This window comes from Paenibacillus sp. FSL L8-0470, assembly GCF_038008625.1.
In the GTDB taxonomy this organism is placed as follows: domain Bacteria; phylum Bacillota; class Bacilli; order Paenibacillales; family Paenibacillaceae; genus Paenibacillus_AQ.
Genome location: NZ_JBBOZM010000001.1, coordinates 5,851,908 through 5,868,378, shown reverse-complemented (window position 1 = coordinate 5,868,378; position 16,471 = coordinate 5,851,908). Strand labels below are relative to the sequence as shown.

The window sequence follows — 16,471 nt, the reverse complement described above, 5'->3', positions numbered from 1 at the left end:
CCATGGGAGAAGCGATTGTCGTAACCTCGGGCAAAGGCGGAGTTGGCAAAACAACTACAACGGCCAATATTGGAACCGCACTTGCATTGCAGGGCAAAAAAGTATGTCTGGTTGATACCGATATCGGGCTGCGCAATTTGGATGTAGTCATGGGGCTGGAGAACCGGATCATTTATGATCTGGTGGATGTGGCAGAAGGGCGCTGCCGGTTGAATCAGGCACTGGTCAAGGACAAGCGTTTCGATGAGCTGTACATGCTGCCTGCGGCCCAGACCAAAGATAAGACCTCCGTGACCCCGGAGCAGGTGAAGGATATTATTCTTGAACTCAAGAAGGAATATGAATATATTCTGATCGATTGTCCTGCCGGGATCGAGCATGGCTTCCGCAACGCCATCGCGGGTGCCGACAAGGCGATTGTTGTCACTACGCCGGAGCATGCGGCAGTGCGGGATGCAGACCGGATTATCGGTCTTCTGGAGCAGTCCCATGTGGAGTCGCCAAAGCTGGTCGTTAACCGTATTCGCCCTGGCTTGGTGAAGTCTGGGGATATGCTGGACATTGAGGATATCCTTCAAGTACTGAACATCGATCTGATCGGAATTGTTCCAGATGATGAGCTGGTCATTAAAGCGGCGAACAGCGGGGAGCCAACGGTGATGAATCCCGACTCTTCTGCAGCGATAGCCTACCGTAATATTGCCCGGCGGATTCTGGGGGACGCAGTGCCTCTGATGCAGCTGGACCGCAAGCCGGGGGCTTTCAAGAAATTAAAGAAATTTTTCGGCATGGCTTGAACCTGCTGCAAGCAATCCTATAAAGTTATCCCTTAGATAAAAAATCCCGCCGGCAGAGAAATCTGCGGCGGGATTTTTTTATGATAAATAGGTTGCCGGACATGTTCCGCTTGGTTAAGGCTTGTTCTAAAGCACCTTCCATACTTCATAAAATGGATATAAAACAAGCCCCCGGAGGGATCGAGATGGAACAGAAATCAGGCGTTAAAGGCCGCCGCAAAGAACGTATCCGCAACCTGCTGGAGGACAACCAGGATACCGTGGCAGTGCCGCCGCTTTTTGCTTTGCCGGAGAAGACAGCAAGCTTTAAGGAATGGGGAGCGGGTCCTAAAAATGATCTGGCTCCATCAGCGGAGCCGGACCCCGAGGTCGTGTGGAAGGAACGCCGCGGGGGCTGGGAGGACGAGGGAGGCGGCGGCAGATCACATTTTTCTGCCGGATTTATCCGGCGGACTGTCGCAAGCCTCCTTGTATTTGGAGGTGTATGGGGCATATTTTTTCTGCACCAGCCCTGGGCGCTGAAGGCGCAGGATTTTGTTTCGGATGCCCTCAGCAAGGATATGGACTTCGCCGCGGCCCAGGTATGGTATGAGGAGCACTTTGACGGTGCGCCTTCGTTCATCCCGATTTTCGGGGACGAGGATCAGCCGGCTCAAAAAGTTACGGCTGCCCACGCCTTGAGCGCCCCACTTGAGGGCAGTATTGTCCGTCCATTTGCGGCTACGCTGAAAGGTGTGGAAATTATGCCAGCGGAGGATTCAAAAGGCAGTATCACGGTGAAAAGTGTAGACACGGGACGTGTGTTATCCGTGACCAATGAGGCACAGGGCGGCATTCGGGTTACCGTACGCCATACGGGCAGCGTAACGGCAGAATACGGTCATTTGAGCGGAACAAAGCTTGCGGTGGATGACTGGATACAGAGCGGTGACACCGTTGGCTGGATGCAGGAGACGAAGGACGCTGAAACAGGGCTGCTTTTTTTTGCAATTATGAAAGACAAGACTTATATTGATCCTGCCGAAGTGGTATCGTTTGATTAGGATATTTGGCATTGAACTGTCGCTGCATCCGCTATTTGTGCTGATTCTGCTCTTTTCCGTGTTAACTGGACAGTTTCTGGAGCTGCTTACGCTCTTTACCATAGTGCTTATCCACGAATTGGGACATGTCTGCGCAGCTTTGCTGGCCGGGGTTACGGTCAGATCCGTTCAGTTGCTCCCCTTCGGCGGAGTGGCCGTGATTGAGGATCACGGGCGGCTTACGGCGAGCCGGGAGATTGGTATCGCGCTGGCTGGACCGCTGCAGAACGGAATCATGATCCTGCTGGCTGTTATGCTTCAGCAGGCAGGTGCAGGCAGTACGGCTTTTCTTGCTTATTTTATTCAGGCAAATGTGATTATCGCACTCTTCAATCTCCTGCCGGTTCTTCCCCTGGACGGGGGCAAGGTTCTTCAAGCTGCGCTAAGTATGGTTCTGCCGTATTATTATACTTTGCTGTGGGGCGGCAGAATAAGTATCGGAGCAAGTGTGCTTGTCATTGGCTACGCATTGCTGCCGCTTGGGACAGGCGGCGGCCTCCGGCTGAATCTGCTGATGATCGGGGCGTTTCTGCTCTATTCCAATAGGACAGATCATCGGAATCTGCCCTACCGCTTCATGGCATTTCTGATGAACAGAGAGGCAATGTATGCTCGCCATTTGCGTTCCAATAGCGAAGCTCGACCGATTGTTGCCGATTCCGCGAAACCTTTAGATGATATATTGCGTCTATTTAAACGTAATCAATATCATTTTATTTATGTGATGAACGATGATAGAAATATAGTAGCGGTTGTGCCGGAGCAGCGCCTGATCTCTACTTATTTTGGAAAGTAGAACAGCTTCTGTGCGGCCGGTGGCAATGAATGATTGATTGAAACCCAGAGGTGAAGCCATGAAACAAATGATCGTTCACTGCACACAGCATGTTACCCGGATGGCTCTTCTGGAGAACGGGAGGCTGGTGGAATACGCGGCCGAACGCGATCAGCAGCAAGGTCTGGTCGGCAGTTATTACAAGGGCCGGGTTATGAATGTTTTGCCAGGCATGCAGGCTGCTTTTGTCGATATTGGACAGAAGAAGAATGCTTTTTTATATGTAGACGATGTGCTGCATCCCCATTTAGATAAGCAGCCGGCGGTGAAACCTTCCATTGAGACATTGCTGCAGCCCGGCCAGGAGCTTGTCGTCCAGGTCCGCAAAGAGCCGCGGGGCGGCAAGGGAGCACGTGTGACCACCCACTATACACTGCCGGGACGCTGGATGGTATACATGCCTTTTGCAGAATACGTAGGAGTTTCCAAAAAAATCAGCCGGGAATCGGAACGGAGCCGGCTTAAAGCAATCGGTGAGCGGCTGCGCCGCAGTGAAGAGGGGCTGATCATGCGGACAGTCTCCGAGGATGAGCCGGTGGATGCCGTCGAAGGCGACCTGTCCTTTCTGCGTGCGCAGTGGGAGATGATTGTCCGCCGCGCCGGGGAGGCCGTAGCTCCGGCCCTGCTGCACTGCGATCTGAGCATCGTTCAGCGATTTATCAGGGATGCCTTCAATCCGCAGCTTGATGAGCTGATGATTGATTCGGCTCATGCGGTGAGGGAAGCGGAGGCATTTTTGGATGATATGGCTCCCGAAGGGTACAAGCCTGTTGGATTGTACCGGGGACAAGAGTCCATCTTTACCGCATATGGTGTGCAGGAGCAGCTGCATAAAAGCTTCAACCGGAAGATTATTCTGGAGGGCGGGGCAACGCTGATTTGGGACGAGACAGAGGCGCTGACCGTCATTGATGTCAATACGGCACAATACACCGGGAGTACCACGCTTGAGGAGACCGTAACGCGAACAAATCTGCTGGCCGCAGAGGAAATTGGCAGGCTTATCCGTCTACGCGATACCGGAGGCATCATCATTGTTGATTTTATTGATATGGAGCGTGAGGAGCACCGCAGGCTAGTAACGGAACGGCTGGAGAGTGTGACGAGCCGGGACCGCACCAAGACGCATATTCTGGGCTGGACACATCTTGGTCTGCTGGAAATGACCCGTAAGAAGGCACGGCATGATTCGGCTAGCTTTGCCCCTGTGATCTGCCAATGCTGCGGAGGGACGGGGAAAGTTGGAGCCTGGCTGGAATAAGAATAATCAGCAAATCCAAACAGCTTTATTTATCCGCTTCTCTATACCATTGACTATCTGGATTAAGTATGATAATATCTTCAAGTATGTGTTTGATTGTTCTAATCCTGCACATGCTGTAACCGCTCCGATCGGGTACATAAGCGCAGATTTCTACGGGGATTTGCCACCTAGACTAGGCGAGTCTGAGACATGAGGAGGTGCAAGTACAATGTATGCAATTATCGAAACTGGCGGTAAGCAGTACAAAGTCCAAGAGGGCGATGTATTGTTCATTGAGAAGCTGGAAGCTGAAGACGGCGCAAGCGTAACGTTTGACCGTGTATTGGCTGTTTCTAACGAAGGTGGTCTGACTGCAGGAACTCCGCTGGTAAGCGGCGCGTCTGTAACAGCTAAAGTCGAGAAACATGGTAAGGGTCAGAAGGTTGTAGTTTACAAATACAAACCTAAGAAGAACTACCACAAGAAACAAGGCCATCGTCAACCGTACACTAAAGTAACTATCGAGAAGATTCAAGCGTAAGAAGGTGCGTTAATGATTAACGTGCGGATTACACGGGCTTCAGCTCAAGGTACGATTGTCGGTTTTGCCGTTAAAGGGCATGCAGAATACGCGAGGAAAGGCTGGGATATCGTCTGCGCGGGTGTTTCCACAGTTACATTTGGAACGGTGAATTCGATTGAGAAGCTGACTGGTGTTGTTCTGGATACTTCAATGGATGACGGATTTTTAAGCGGAACCCTGGTTCCGGTGAGTGATCCTGAAGTCTCCGCCAAGATCCAGCTTTTGCTGGAATCCATGGTTGTCATGCTCAGTGATATCGCAGAATCATACGGGAAGTATATTAAGATACAGCAAGTTATTATTTAAAGAAGGAGGTTGACCAACATGTTGAAATTGGATCTTCAGTTTTTCGCATCGAAAAAAGGTGTAGGTTCCACAAAAAACGGACGTGATTCCCACTCGAAACGTCTTGGCGTGAAACGTGCTGACGGTCAAGCAGTAACCGGCGGCAACATCCTGGTTCGTCAACGCGGAACTAAAATTCACCCAGGCACTAACGTAGGCATCGGTAAAGATGATACGCTCTTCGCATTGGTGGATGGCGTAGTGAAGTTCGAACGTTGGGGCCGCGATCGCAAAAAAGTGAGCGTGTACCCGGTTGATGTCGCTCCGGTAGCAGCGGCACTGGAAGCGTAAGCTTTCCGAACATTATTTGTATGTAGAAGCCTCCGGCATGAGTGCCGGGGGCTTTTTTGCAGGAAAAACAGGTGATACATTATTCACTTGCTCTCTGAATGCTAATGATTGCCGTGAAAGCCTGTGTTATACTGGGAATTGGCATATGCTTCATCAAGGTGAATATTGAATTAGACATGAATTTTGCGAACTGAGGGACGGGGAGAAAGAATGAAATCCTGGAAAAGTTTCGTCTGGGCAGTCATGTTATCCGTAGTGCTTCCTTTAGGTCTCGTGTATTGGCGTACCTCCCTTTTCACATGCCTGCTGCTTGGAATATGGGTAGCTGGGGTGCTTGCTTTCAGCTTTATTTACAACCGGCGTCATTTTGAAGAGGAACTGCGCATACAGGAGAAGACTCTGCAACAGGCGGCGAACCGGACACTGAATCATCATCGTCATGATTGGATGAATGAGCTGCAGGTGCTTTACGGATATATCCAGCTGGGTAAGCCTGATAAATCCGTGCAATGTGTGGAAAGAATAAAGGAGCGTATAGCGCTTGATAGCCGTATCGCCAAATTGGGAATCCCTTCGCTGGTGTTTTATTTGCAGTCTTTCCGCACATTCCGGAGCAATCTGGAGCTGGAAGTGCAGGTGGAGGAAGGCTTGCAGCTGGAGGACAAGCTAAGTCAGGAGAAAGGCGACGAGCTTACTTCGGTGATTATGCAGACGGTAAGGGCATACCAATACAGCGGACTTGTTCCGCAGGGCGATACCCAAAGACTCCGCCTAAGCTTTATACAGGATGGAGGAGACATTCTGATCTCTTTCGAAGGCGAGGGTGAGCATAGCAATCCCGAGCTGCTACAGGGGCAAATTTATAATATAGTCCAAGGGAAAATTATGAAGGCGGAGCAGTTGGAGCAGGACAGAGCTCATGTGAAACTGCGTTTACCGCTGGAGATGTAAGGAAGGTGAACATGAATGTTCGTAGATAAGGCTAAGATTTATGTTAAAGGCGGCGACGGAGGCGATGGACTGGTAGCGTTCCGGCGTGAAAAGTATGTGCCGGAAGGCGGGCCTGCCGGCGGTGACGGCGGCCGCGGCGGCGACGTTATTTTCCGGGTGGATGAAGGTTTACGTACGCTGATGGATTTTCGTTATCAGCGCCATTTTAAAGCAGAACGTGGTGTAAAAGGACGCAACAAGAGTCAGCATGGTGCCAATGCCGAGCATATGATCGTACGGATTCCTCCGGGAACTATATTGATTGACGACGACACCCAGGAAGTGATCGCCGATATGACCCGTCACGGACAGCAGGTTGTTGTAGCGCGCGGCGGACGCGGCGGACGGGGAAATACCCGGTTTGCCACTGCGGCCAATACAGCGCCTGAACTGGCTGAGAATGGGGAAGAAGGCCAGGAGCGTTATGTAGTTATGGAATTGAAGGTAATGGCTGATGTAGGCCTGGTAGGATTCCCAAGTGTCGGGAAATCGACGCTGCTGTCGGTAGTCTCCGCAGCTCAACCGAAGATCGGAGCCTACCACTTCACAACGATTACTCCGAACCTGGGTGTGGTGGATGTCGGCGACGGCCGGAGCTTTGTCATGGCGGATTTGCCCGGACTGATCGAAGGGGCCAGCGAAGGCATCGGCCTGGGTCACGAATTCCTGCGCCATGTTGAGCGCACGCGCATTATTATCCATGTCGTGGATATGTCCGGTTCCGAGGGGCGGGATCCCTTCGAAGATTGGGTCATGATTAATGATGAGCTGAAGCAGTACAATGCAAGTCTGATTGACCGTCCGCAGATTGTCGCGGCGAACAAAATGGATATGCCTGAATCGGAGGAGAACCTCAGTTCTTTCCGTGAACGGGTTGCAGAGCTGCGTCCGGATCTGGAGATTATGCCGATCTCCTCACTTACCCGCCAAGGGGTGCAGGAGCTGCTCTACCGTGCTACGGATATCCTTGACAGTATTCCGGTTGCTCCGGTGGTTGAAGAGGTGGCAGAAACCTCTGAACGTAAGGTTTATAAGCTGGAGGCCGAAGAGGATAACTCCTTCACCATCACCCGCGACAACGATGCGTTTGTCGTCAGCAGTCCGCGCATTGAGCGGATGATCAAGCGTATGCAGTTGAGTACGCATGATGCGATCCTGAAGCTTGCCCGTACCCTGCGCCACATGGGTGTAGATGCGGAACTGCGTAAGCGTGGGGCTGTAGAAGGCACGATTGTCCGCATTGCCGATTTCGAATTCGAGTTTGTAGAGAACAGCAGCTACTATTAATAGTGGTGCTGGCTGCACGCTACACGGTATAAAGCAGATAGAAGAAACGCCGACTACGTTTTTCCTGACAAGGAGGACGGAGGCGGCGTTTTTTTATGTAATGTTCTGTTTGGTTTAGGCTGATTGGCATACATTAAAGTGGTGAGAAACGGTGTATGACAGCAACCTTCGAACAGAAATGATCTGTCCTTTTGCAGCTTAGAGGATGTGGGTGGCTTCATTCTTGCAGTGTATTCTTGGCTTCGTGTGAAAATATGTTGCGTTATTCGGGCTGAATCCTATATAATGTCCACTAAGAAAACACAAAAGTCTTTGGGGTGAGGACGTTCGTGAAAGAACGCTATTATTTAGTCCGCGAGGACATATTGCCTGATGCTGTGCTGAAGACGATGCAGGTCAAACAGCTGCTTGAGGCGGGAGATGCCAAGACGGTGCACGAGGGTGTTGAGAGGGTTGGACTTAGCCGCAGCGCTTTTTATAAATATAAGGACGGCATACATCTGATCCATCAACTGGAGCGCGAACGCATTGTCACGATCTCCATTGATCTGGAACATGAGTCCGGCATGCTGTCCAAGGTACTCGGCTGTGTGGCGGTTCACGGAGCCAACGTGTTGACGATCCACCAGAGTATTCCGCTCCAAGGGCGGGCCAATGTTGTGATCTCCGTGGAGATCTCGCATTTAAATGAAGAAATGGGCGACATGCTTGATGGCCTGAAGGAAATTGCTGGAGTGAAGCGCGCTTTTATTATCGGCCAGGGTTAAGATGTTTACGAAGCAGTTTTATTGCGGTCATTATTTTGTGAAGTATAGCTTCATATAACTTTTAGGAGGATTCAAATGAAGCCGGTTAAAGTTGGTTTATTGGGGCTGGGAACAGTAGGTACGGGCGTGGTCCGTATCGTAGAAGGAAATCAGGAGGATCTGAGCAGTCAAGTGGGCTCCCCGATTCTCATTGAGCGCATTGCTGTGAAGAATACGGATAAACCCCGTGAAATCGAAGTAGATGCCTCCAAAGTGACTTCAGATCCATGGGAGGTTATCCGTGATCCTGAAATTGATGTCATCGTCGAAGTGATGGGCGGCATTGCCGGAACGAAGGAATATATCCTTGAAGCGCTGGAACGCGGCAAACATATTGTAACCGCAAATAAAGATTTGATGGCGCTGCACGGCTCGGAGATTTTGGCCAAAGCGCAGGAGAAGCAATGCGATGTGTTTTATGAGGCAAGCGTTGCCGGAGGAATTCCGATTATCCGCACGCTGATCGAAGGTTTTTCATCAGATAAGATTATTAAGATTATGGGGATAGTGAATGGAACAACCAATTACATACTGAGCAAAATGAGCCAGGAAGGCGCGTCCTACAATGATGTACTTAAGGAAGCGCAAGGACTGGGATATGCTGAGTCTGACCCGACCTCCGACGTTGAAGGTCTTGATGCTGCACGCAAGATGGCGATCCTCGGCACGCTTGGCTTCCGAACAAATGTTGAACTCAGCGATGTCAGTGTGAGCGGCATCTCGGGAGTGAGCAAAGAGGATATCGCGTTTGCTAAACGTCTTGGTTATGAAATGAAGCTGCTAGGAATCGCAGAGTGTGAAGACGAGGCGTTCAGCATCAGTGTTCAACCGACCATGATCCGGGCCAGCCATCCGATTGCTTCCGTCAACGGTGTCTTTAATGCGGTGTATGTATTCGGGCAAGCGGTAGGAGAGACTATGTTTTATGGTGCGGGAGCAGGTGCGATGCCTACAGCAACCTCTATCGTTGCCGATCTGGTGGCAGTTATCAAGAACCTGAAATTGGGCGTTAACGGTCTTAAGCAGATTGTCCCGTATAAGCAAAAGAAGCTGAAGAGCGACGAGGACATCTTTTTCAAGAACTTTCTGCTGCTGCATGTAGATGATAAAGCGGGTGTGCTGGCGAAGATCACTCAGGTGTTTGCCGAATACGATGTCAGCCTCGACTCCGTTGTGCAGCAAGCCAACCCAAATAATACTGATGCGGAGATCATAATTGTGACGCACAATGCAAGCAAGGCGAGTATGAATAAGGTAATGCGGCATTTGGAGCAGCTTGCCGTCATCCACCGGATCAAGAGCCATTATCGTGTGGAAGGCTGACAACGGAGTAAGTTCCAGATATCAGGAACCGCGTAAAAATAACGAAGGAGATTTCATCAGCCATGAGTATTTACGGAAGGTCTAGAGTTAAAGTCCCTGCCAGTACCGCCAATCTTGGACCGGGTTTTGATACACTGGGTATGGCCTTGTCGCTGTATGCCTGGATTGAGATGGAGGAAGCTGCGGAAACCGTGTTTCACCTACATGGTGATGAGATGAAGGGTGTGCCCCAGGACAAGAATAACTTGCTCTACCAGGTAGCCCAAATGGTTTTTGCGGAAGCTGGGGTTACCATCCCTGAGTTGTCGATTTCCATGTATTCCGAGATTCCGCTGACACGGGGACTTGGCAGCAGCGCGTCAGCCATTATTGGCGGAATGGCAGCAGCTAATGCTATGATTGGTTCACCGCTGGACAATGCCAGACTGTTTGATATGGCCACTGCACTGGAGAAGCATCCCGACAATGTTGGAGCGTCCCTGTTCGGGGGAATCATTACGGCTGTCTGGGATGGCGAGCATGCCGACTTTATCCGTCTGGAGCCGCCGCAGGATCTGGAAGTGCTTGTTGTAATCCCCGAATTTGAGCTGGCCACGGTCAAAGCACGTGGGGTCATTCCCTCCGAAATCACGGTGGGCGATGCGGTCTTTAACATCAGCCGTACTTCGCTGCTGACGGCGGCACTGGCCTCTGGCAGGCTTGATCTCATCAGCCGGGCCATGCAGGACCGGCTGCATCAGCCATACCGTGCGCCGCTGGTGCCGGGGATGGAGAAGCTGCTCGCTGAAGCCCCGCAGCATGGGGCGCTTGGGATTGCTCTTAGCGGCGCGGGACCTACACTTCTTTGTCTGGTCGACCGGCGCGAGGGCAGGAAGCAGGAGCTTGAGCAATTTTTGAAAGAAACGATGCAGCAGCACGGTATCCCGGCCCGCACTCGCTGGCTGCCTCCATGTACTTCCGGGGTTACCACTGAGCTGCTCGAAAGAAACGGGATGCAAAAGCAATCATTTTTGGATATGATAAAAGGAGAAATACAGCCATGAAGTCAATAGCGGTATTGCCGCAGGGTACCGTCTCCCACGAAGCGCTGCTGTACTTGTTTGGTGCTGAGCCTGTAAAGCTTGAACATCATAAGCTGATTTCCGACGTTTTTCTCTCTACGGCAGGCGGTGCCACTGATTACAGCGTCATTCCCATTGAGAACACGATTGAAGGTTCGGTCAGTCTGCATATCGATTGGCTCATTAATGAGGTGAATCTTCCGATGCAGGCGGAGTGGATCTTTCCGTCGATACAGAATCTCATCAGCAACCCGCAGGAGTTCAAGGATGACAGTGGAAATAAGGATTATACTAAGATCGTAAAGATCCTTTCCCATTCTGTCGCCATGGCGCAATGCCTGCAGTTTATCCGCGAGCATGCTCCTTGGGCTGAGCTGGAGTCGGTCGGAAGCACTTCCGAAGCAGTGGAAATAGTAAAGAACAATCCGGGCAGAGGTTGGGCAGCAATCGGCACGGCACTCGGTGCCGCAACGCATGGCCTGGAGATACTTGACTGGAAAATCACGGACCACCATAATAATTACACAAGGTTTGTCCTTGTAGGCCCGCACAAGCTGAGGCTTCCCCGCAAGAGTGTTGGAGACAAGACGAGTATTCTTGTAACCCTGCCGGAGGATTTTCCGGGAGCCTTGCATCAGGTGCTGTCTGCATTTGCATGGCGGCGTCTGAATTTATCACGTATTGAATCACGTCCTACGAAGAAGAAACTGGGTACTTATTATTTTTACATTGATGTGCTGGAACCGATAGAATCGGTCCTGCTCCCGGCGGCGATTGAGGAGATCAAGGCATTGGGCTGTCAGGTGCGGATTCTGGGCTCCTACCCCACATACACCTATGAGGAAGAGAAAGCGGAGGTGCAGTAAGTTCATGGCTGAGCAATGGATCTATCTGGATGGACAACACGTAACAAAGGAAAATGCAAAGGTATCCGTTTTTGATCATGGATTCTTATATGGAGACGGCATTTTCGAAGGCATTCGCATTTATAACGGCAACATTTTCAAATGCAAAGAGCATCTGGACAGGCTGTATGATTCGGCCAAGTCAATTATGCTGGACATTCCGCTGACTTACGATGAAATGCTGGAGGCTATGGCTGAGACGATTCGCTTGAACGATATGCGCAACGGCTATATCCGTCTGATCGTTTCGCGGGGTCCCGGAAATCTGGGGCTGGATCCACGGCGTTGCCCTAAGGCGAGCGTGATTATCATTGTGGAGCAGCTGGCCATTTATCCGGAGCAGGCTTATCTTAACGGTTTACGGGCAGTTTCCGTATCACAACGGCGCAATATCCCGGATGCACTGAATCCGAAGATCAAATCACTCAACTACCTCAATAACATCCTCGTTAAGATTCAGTCCAATCTCGCTGAGGCTGACGAAGCGATTATGATGAACGCTCAAGGGTACGTAACTGAAGGTTCGGGAGATAATATCTTCATCGTCAAAAGGGGTGTGGTGTACACGCCGCCTTGCTACCTTGGTGCACTCGAAGGAATTACCCGTCTGGCCATTATCGAACTCTGTGAGAAACTGGGACTTCCGCTGAAGGAAGAACCGTTCACCATGCATGATGTCTATATTGCCGACGAAGTCTTTTTCACCGGAACGGCAGCTGAGGTTATTGCAGCCCGTGAAATCGATGGACGGATTATCGGAGCAGGGCATGCCGGACCGATTACACTGCAATTACTTGAAGAATTCCGTAATGCGGTGGATAAGGACGGCTACAAAGTCTGGGAATAGTGATTCACTAAATTCATTGATTTACCATAAGCAAATCCTTTCATGCCAGTCATGAAAGGATTTTTTTTGTTCACATGATGTCAATCGCCCATGGGCTGCATAAGATGTAGTAACGAAGGAGGCGGCTGTACCGCATTGTCCGATGCTTGAGAGCAGAGCCGGAAATCGGAATTGCTTGTAGAGCGGGGTTGCAGCATAGCTGTAATAAATGCATCGCTTCACAACACTTTGGCATATGCCGTCTAAGTCAGGACTGTATTTGTGCTGATCTGAGATGCATAAGCTCACAAAATTTATAGGAGGTAAATGCTGCGTGAAAATACACATTGTAAAAAAAGGCGATACGCTGTATGCATTATCACAAAAGTACGGAGTAACGCTCCAAAAGATCATTGAGGCTAACCCGCAGATCAGTAATCCTGAAGTGCTTGCTATTGGGGATAAAGTTAAAATCCCTGCGGCTCCGATGCTTGTTCCGGAAAACAATGAGCTTTACTACAAGCACACTGTTAAACAAGGTGATACGTTGTGGAAATTATCCAAAGCATGGGGAATTACCTTGAAAGAGATCATTGACGCCAATCCGCATCTCAAGAATCCTAATGCGCTCATGACCGGTGAAGTTGTCAATATTCCCAAAAAGGCGAATGAGCCGACTCCAATTCAGGCTCAATCCGTGCAACCTATGCAATCCAATACCAATGCCAATGCAAATGCGAATGTAACTCCGGTTCAACCGCTTGCTGTATCGCCTGAGGTGGTAGACAAAACAAAGGTTGGCGGAAAAACCTATACCGGACCAAAGGAAGAGCCCGTTCAGGCAGTTTCCCCTGTCTCAACCCCGGCTCCGAATCCCGCACCGGCTCCTGTCCAGGTTGCCGCACCTCTTCCGAATAAAGCGCCTGAAGTAGCTCCCGTTCAGGAAGTAGTACATGAAACACAAAGTCTGTTTGTGCAAATTTCTGTACCTGCGCAAGAAGCTATAACCTATGAGATGCCCAAAGAAAAGGAGAAATCCGAGGTACAGCCGGCAACCTGGCCTGACCATAAGGACGGACCATGCGAAAAAACAGCAGGTTATCCCGGATTAAACGAAAATCCATATTATTTCGATTGCCCGCCGGCATATCCGTATTATGAGCAACCTATGCCAGTGATGGGTATAAATGTGGCCCCGAATTATATGCAGCCGACTTCGTATATGCCGGACTGTGGTTCTCCGTATGCCTATACGGGAAACGAATATCCCGCTACTGACTATTCCAATGCTTGGTATCCAAATGCAGCTCCCGAGTATGCAAATGCGGCTATGGCTGAGAATAATCCTCCTGTTGATTATTCTGCTTACGCAGTTCCGCAGTACGGTGGTCAGTCCATGAACCTCCCGTGGCCAACCTGCGGCTGTGGTGGAGGAATGCCGATTCAGCCCTATACTTATGAGCAGCCTGCATATACTAATATGCCACCCTATATGCCACCCTATATGCCACAGCCCGGTGCGGTTTCTCCTTACGGAGCTGGACCCTTCTCCATGCCGAATGAGGCCGCTGTTGCACCATTAGGAATACATGGGATTCCTGGATATCCGATGTATCCGGGGATGGAGAATTATGCTCATCACAACCGTGTGCCAGAAATTCTTGAGCCGGAGGTTATTGCGCAGGATGTTCCTCAAGCAGCAGAAGCCGTCAGCGCAGGAACCGCAGTGAAGAACAAAGCCAGCTCGGGAAAAGCGGGTACACCTAAAGTTAAAACCTCAGGTCTAGCTGCTGACAAATCAAATAAAACTGCACCTAAACAACGTTCGAAGCATGCAGACCGCACGGGGACTTCAAAGAAAAGTAAAAATCCATGGATATCAAATTAAATTGGGCTTGAATTGAAATTTGCGTACTGCACCAGAGGGCCTGCATCTTAAGATGCAGGCCCTCTGGTGTTTACTTAGTTATCATTAGGAAGAGTGTCATGCATTGTGTAGCTAACGATACTAATAGTACTAAAAGCAAAATGGTAAATCCTGTGGGTTGTTTTTGTTAGAGGTTACATGTTATATTATAAATCCAGTCGCAAGCGGAAGGAACGCTTGAATGATTGGAACGTGTTGAACGATTGATATTGCTAACATGATGAAAAATAAGTGTTGCATTGAATCGGAAAACATGATATATTATAAGAGTTGCTGGTGACGAGATAATCGACGCTGACAACGAGCTTGATCTTTGAAAACTGAACAACGAGTGAGTATGGAAATCACGCAAGTGAGATCCAAAAATTAGAGAATGTAAATTCTCGTCAGATGTTTCAAATTGAGCAATCGCTCTTTCTAAATACCAATTTGGAGAGTTTGATCCTGGCTCAGGACGAACGCTGGCGGCGTGCCTAATACATGCAAGTCGAGCGGAGTTATGAAGGAGCTTGCTCTGGAATAACTTAGCGGCGGACGGGTGAGTAACACGTAGGCAACCTACCTCTTTGACTGGGATAACTACCGGAAACGGTAGCTAATACCGGATAATTCCTTTGTCCACATGGACGGAGGATGAAAGGCGGAGCAATCTGCTACAAGGAGATGGGCCTGCGGCGCATTAGCTAGTTGGTGGGGTAACGGCTCACCAAGGCGACGATGCGTAGCCGACCTGAGAGGGTGAACGGCCACACTGGGACTGAGACACGGCCCAGACTCCTACGGGAGGCAGCAGTAGGGAATCTTCCGCAATGGGCGAAAGCCTGACGGAGCAACGCCGCGTGAGTGATGAAGGTTTTCGGATCGTAAAGCTCTGTTGCCAGGGAAGAACGTCCGGTAGAGTAACTGCTACCGGAGTGACGGTACCTGAGAAGAAAGCCCCGGCTAACTACGTGCCAGCAGCCGCGGTAATACGTAGGGGGCAAGCGTTGTCCGGAATTATTGGGCGTAAAGCGCGCGCAGGCGGCTATTTAAGTCTGGTGTTTAAACCTTGGGCTCAACCTGAGGTCGCACTGGAAACTGGGTGGCTTGAGTACAGAAGAGGAAAGTGGAATTCCACGTGTAGCGGTGAAATGCGTAGATATGTGGAGGAACACCAGTGGCGAAGGCGACTTTCTGGGCTGTAACTGACGCTGAGGCGCGAAAGCGTGGGGAGCAAACAGGATTAGATACCCTGGTAGTCCACGCCGTAAACGATGAGTGCTAGGTGTTAGGGGTTTCGATACCCTTGGTGCCGAAGTTAACACAGTAAGCACTCCGCCTGGGGAGTACGGTCGCAAGACTGAAACTCAAAGGAATTGACGGGGACCCGCACAAGCAGTGGAGTATGTGGTTTAATTCGAAGCAACGCGAAGAACCTTACCAGGTCTTGACATCCCTCTGAATCCACTAGAGATAGTGGCGGCCTTCGGGACAGAGGAGACAGGTGGTGCATGGTTGTCGTCAGCTCGTGTCGTGAGATGTTGGGTTAAGTCCCGCAACGAGCGCAACCCTTGACTTTAGTTGCCAGCAGGTAAGGCTGGGCACTCTAGAGTGACTGCCGGTGACAAACCGGAGGAAGGTGGGGATGACGTCAAATCATCATGCCCCTTATGACCTGGGCTACACACGTACTACAATGGCCGGTACAACGGGAAGCGAAGCCGCGAGGTGGAGCCAATCCCAGCAAAGCCGGTCTCAGTTCGGATTGCAGGCTGCAACTCGCCTGCATGAAGTCGGAATTGCTAGTAATCGCGGATCAGCATGCCGCGGTGAATACGTTCCCGGGTCTTGTACACACCGCCCGTCACACCACGAGAGTTTACAACACCCGAAGTCGGTGGGGTAACCCGCAAGGGAGCCAGCCGCCGAAGGTGGGGTAGATGATTGGGGTGAAGTCGTAACAAGGTAGCCGTATCGGAAGGTGCGGCTGGATCACCTCCTTTCTATGGAGAATCGTTTCCTGCAACGGAAACATTCAAATCGGAAGCTTAGCTTCCAAAACTCAGGTTTAGGCCTGTTACTCACTCGTTGGTCAGTTTTGAGAGTTTAAGCTCTCAAGTAATACCTTGATCCTTGAAAACTGGATACCGAAACGAATTTGCGTTTTAGAACATCTTTTAGCTGAAACTTG

The 16,471-nt window shown here is 50.4% G+C and carries 15 protein-coding genes, 1 rRNA gene and 1 other annotated feature; all 16 genes read left to right on the top strand.

Annotation, left to right across the window (positions count from 1 at the left end; translation table 11 throughout):
- Window positions 1-2: 2 nt before the first annotated feature.
- The 16 genes from minD to NST99_RS26725 all read left to right on the top strand — a co-directional run bounded on the left by minD (window position 3) and on the right by NST99_RS26725 (window position 16,283).
- Window positions 3-797 (top strand): septum site-determining protein MinD, encoded by a 795-nt coding sequence (minD, locus tag NST99_RS26800; protein WP_038595685.1) that lies wholly within the window; start codon window positions 3-5, stop codon window positions 795-797.
- A 185-nt stretch (window positions 798-982) separates the two neighbouring features.
- Complete coding sequence (locus NST99_RS26795) at window positions 983-1,840, top strand: M23 family metallopeptidase (protein ID WP_341095731.1); 858 nt, start codon at window positions 983-985, stop codon at window positions 1,838-1,840.
- Complete coding sequence (locus tag NST99_RS26790; protein ID WP_341095729.1) at window positions 1,833-2,675, top strand: M50 family metallopeptidase; 843 nt, start codon at window positions 1,833-1,835, stop codon at window positions 2,673-2,675. Before NST99_RS26795 ends, NST99_RS26790 begins: the two co-directional genes overlap by 8 nt.
- Before the next feature lie 58 nt (window positions 2,676-2,733).
- Complete coding sequence (locus tag NST99_RS26785; protein WP_341097766.1) at window positions 2,734-3,975, top strand: Rne/Rng family ribonuclease; 1,242 nt, start codon at window positions 2,734-2,736, stop codon at window positions 3,973-3,975.
- 110 nt (window positions 3,976-4,085) lie between these two features.
- Window positions 4,086-4,172, top strand: a sequence feature (ribosomal protein L21 leader region).
- Between the two features lie 14 nt (window positions 4,173-4,186).
- Window positions 4,187-4,498 carry a 50S ribosomal protein L21 gene (gene rplU / locus NST99_RS26780; protein ID WP_341017227.1) on the top strand — a complete coding sequence of 104 codons (312 nt, stop codon included), beginning with the start codon at window positions 4,187-4,189 and terminating at the stop codon, window positions 4,496-4,498.
- A gap of 12 nt (window positions 4,499-4,510) precedes the next feature.
- Window positions 4,511-4,846: a ribosomal-processing cysteine protease Prp gene (locus NST99_RS26775; RefSeq protein ID WP_341095726.1), complete on the top strand. Its 336-nt coding sequence runs from the start codon at window positions 4,511-4,513 to the stop codon at window positions 4,844-4,846.
- Between the two features lie 18 nt (window positions 4,847-4,864).
- Window positions 4,865-5,176 carry a 50S ribosomal protein L27 gene (gene rpmA, locus NST99_RS26770; protein WP_019908993.1) on the top strand — a complete coding sequence of 104 codons (312 nt, stop codon included), beginning with the start codon at window positions 4,865-4,867 and terminating at the stop codon, window positions 5,174-5,176.
- A gap of 210 nt (window positions 5,177-5,386) precedes the next feature.
- The gene (locus NST99_RS26765; RefSeq protein ID WP_341095721.1) at window positions 5,387-6,127 is read left to right on the top strand and encodes a Spo0B domain-containing protein; all 741 of its coding nucleotides are present in this window, start codon (window positions 5,387-5,389) and stop codon (window positions 6,125-6,127) included.
- Between the two features lie 15 nt (window positions 6,128-6,142).
- Window positions 6,143-7,453, top strand: coding sequence for a GTPase ObgE (gene obgE, locus NST99_RS26760; protein ID WP_341095719.1), 1,311 nt, complete (start codon window positions 6,143-6,145; stop codon window positions 7,451-7,453).
- Between the two features lie 329 nt (window positions 7,454-7,782).
- Entirely contained in the window at window positions 7,783-8,220 is a 438-nt protein-coding gene (locus NST99_RS26755) for an ACT domain-containing protein (RefSeq protein ID WP_038595667.1), read from the top strand.
- Between the two features lie 75 nt (window positions 8,221-8,295).
- The gene (locus NST99_RS26750; protein ID WP_341095717.1) at window positions 8,296-9,582 is read left to right on the top strand and encodes a homoserine dehydrogenase; all 1,287 of its coding nucleotides are present in this window, start codon (window positions 8,296-8,298) and stop codon (window positions 9,580-9,582) included.
- 62 nt (window positions 9,583-9,644) lie between these two features.
- Window positions 9,645-10,625, top strand: coding sequence for a homoserine kinase (gene thrB / locus NST99_RS26745; RefSeq protein ID WP_341095716.1), 981 nt, complete (start codon window positions 9,645-9,647; stop codon window positions 10,623-10,625).
- The gene (gene pheA / locus NST99_RS26740) at window positions 10,622-11,509 is read left to right on the top strand and encodes a prephenate dehydratase (protein WP_341095715.1); all 888 of its coding nucleotides are present in this window, start codon (window positions 10,622-10,624) and stop codon (window positions 11,507-11,509) included. Before thrB ends, pheA begins: the two co-directional genes overlap by 4 nt.
- 4 nt (window positions 11,510-11,513) lie before the next feature.
- Window positions 11,514-12,395: a branched-chain-amino-acid transaminase gene (gene ilvE, locus NST99_RS26735; RefSeq protein ID WP_038595656.1), complete on the top strand. Its 882-nt coding sequence runs from the start codon at window positions 11,514-11,516 to the stop codon at window positions 12,393-12,395.
- A gap of 313 nt (window positions 12,396-12,708) precedes the next feature.
- Window positions 12,709-14,262 (top strand): LysM peptidoglycan-binding domain-containing protein, encoded by a 1,554-nt coding sequence (locus NST99_RS26730; protein ID WP_341095714.1) that lies wholly within the window; start codon window positions 12,709-12,711, stop codon window positions 14,260-14,262.
- Window positions 14,263-14,727: 465 nt separating this feature from the next.
- Window positions 14,728-16,283: ribosomal RNA gene (locus NST99_RS26725) — 16S ribosomal RNA — on the top strand.
- Window positions 16,284-16,471: the final 188 nt, after the last annotated feature.

Coding starts and splice junctions, on each gene's coding strand:
- thrB (WP_341095716.1), top strand. CDS start 9,645: ATGAGTATTTACGGAAGGTCTAGAGTTAAAGTCCCTGCCAGTACCGCC.
- obgE (WP_341095719.1), top strand. CDS start 6,143: ATGTTCGTAGATAAGGCTAAGATTTATGTTAAAGGCGGCGACGGAGGC.
- rpmA (WP_019908993.1), top strand. CDS start 4,865: ATGTTGAAATTGGATCTTCAGTTTTTCGCATCGAAAAAAGGTGTAGGT.
- NST99_RS26750 (WP_341095717.1), top strand. CDS start 8,296: ATGAAGCCGGTTAAAGTTGGTTTATTGGGGCTGGGAACAGTAGGTACG.
- NST99_RS26785 (WP_341097766.1), top strand. CDS start 2,734: ATGAAACAAATGATCGTTCACTGCACACAGCATGTTACCCGGATGGCT.
- NST99_RS26775 (WP_341095726.1), top strand. CDS start 4,511: ATGATTAACGTGCGGATTACACGGGCTTCAGCTCAAGGTACGATTGTC.
- rplU (WP_341017227.1), top strand. CDS start 4,187: ATGTATGCAATTATCGAAACTGGCGGTAAGCAGTACAAAGTCCAAGAG.
- minD (WP_038595685.1), top strand. CDS start 3: ATGGGAGAAGCGATTGTCGTAACCTCGGGCAAAGGCGGAGTTGGCAAA.
- ilvE (WP_038595656.1), top strand. CDS start 11,514: ATGGCTGAGCAATGGATCTATCTGGATGGACAACACGTAACAAAGGAA.
- pheA (WP_341095715.1), top strand. CDS start 10,622: ATGAAGTCAATAGCGGTATTGCCGCAGGGTACCGTCTCCCACGAAGCG.
- NST99_RS26795 (WP_341095731.1), top strand. CDS start 983: ATGGAACAGAAATCAGGCGTTAAAGGCCGCCGCAAAGAACGTATCCGC.
- NST99_RS26765 (WP_341095721.1), top strand. CDS start 5,387: ATGAAATCCTGGAAAAGTTTCGTCTGGGCAGTCATGTTATCCGTAGTG.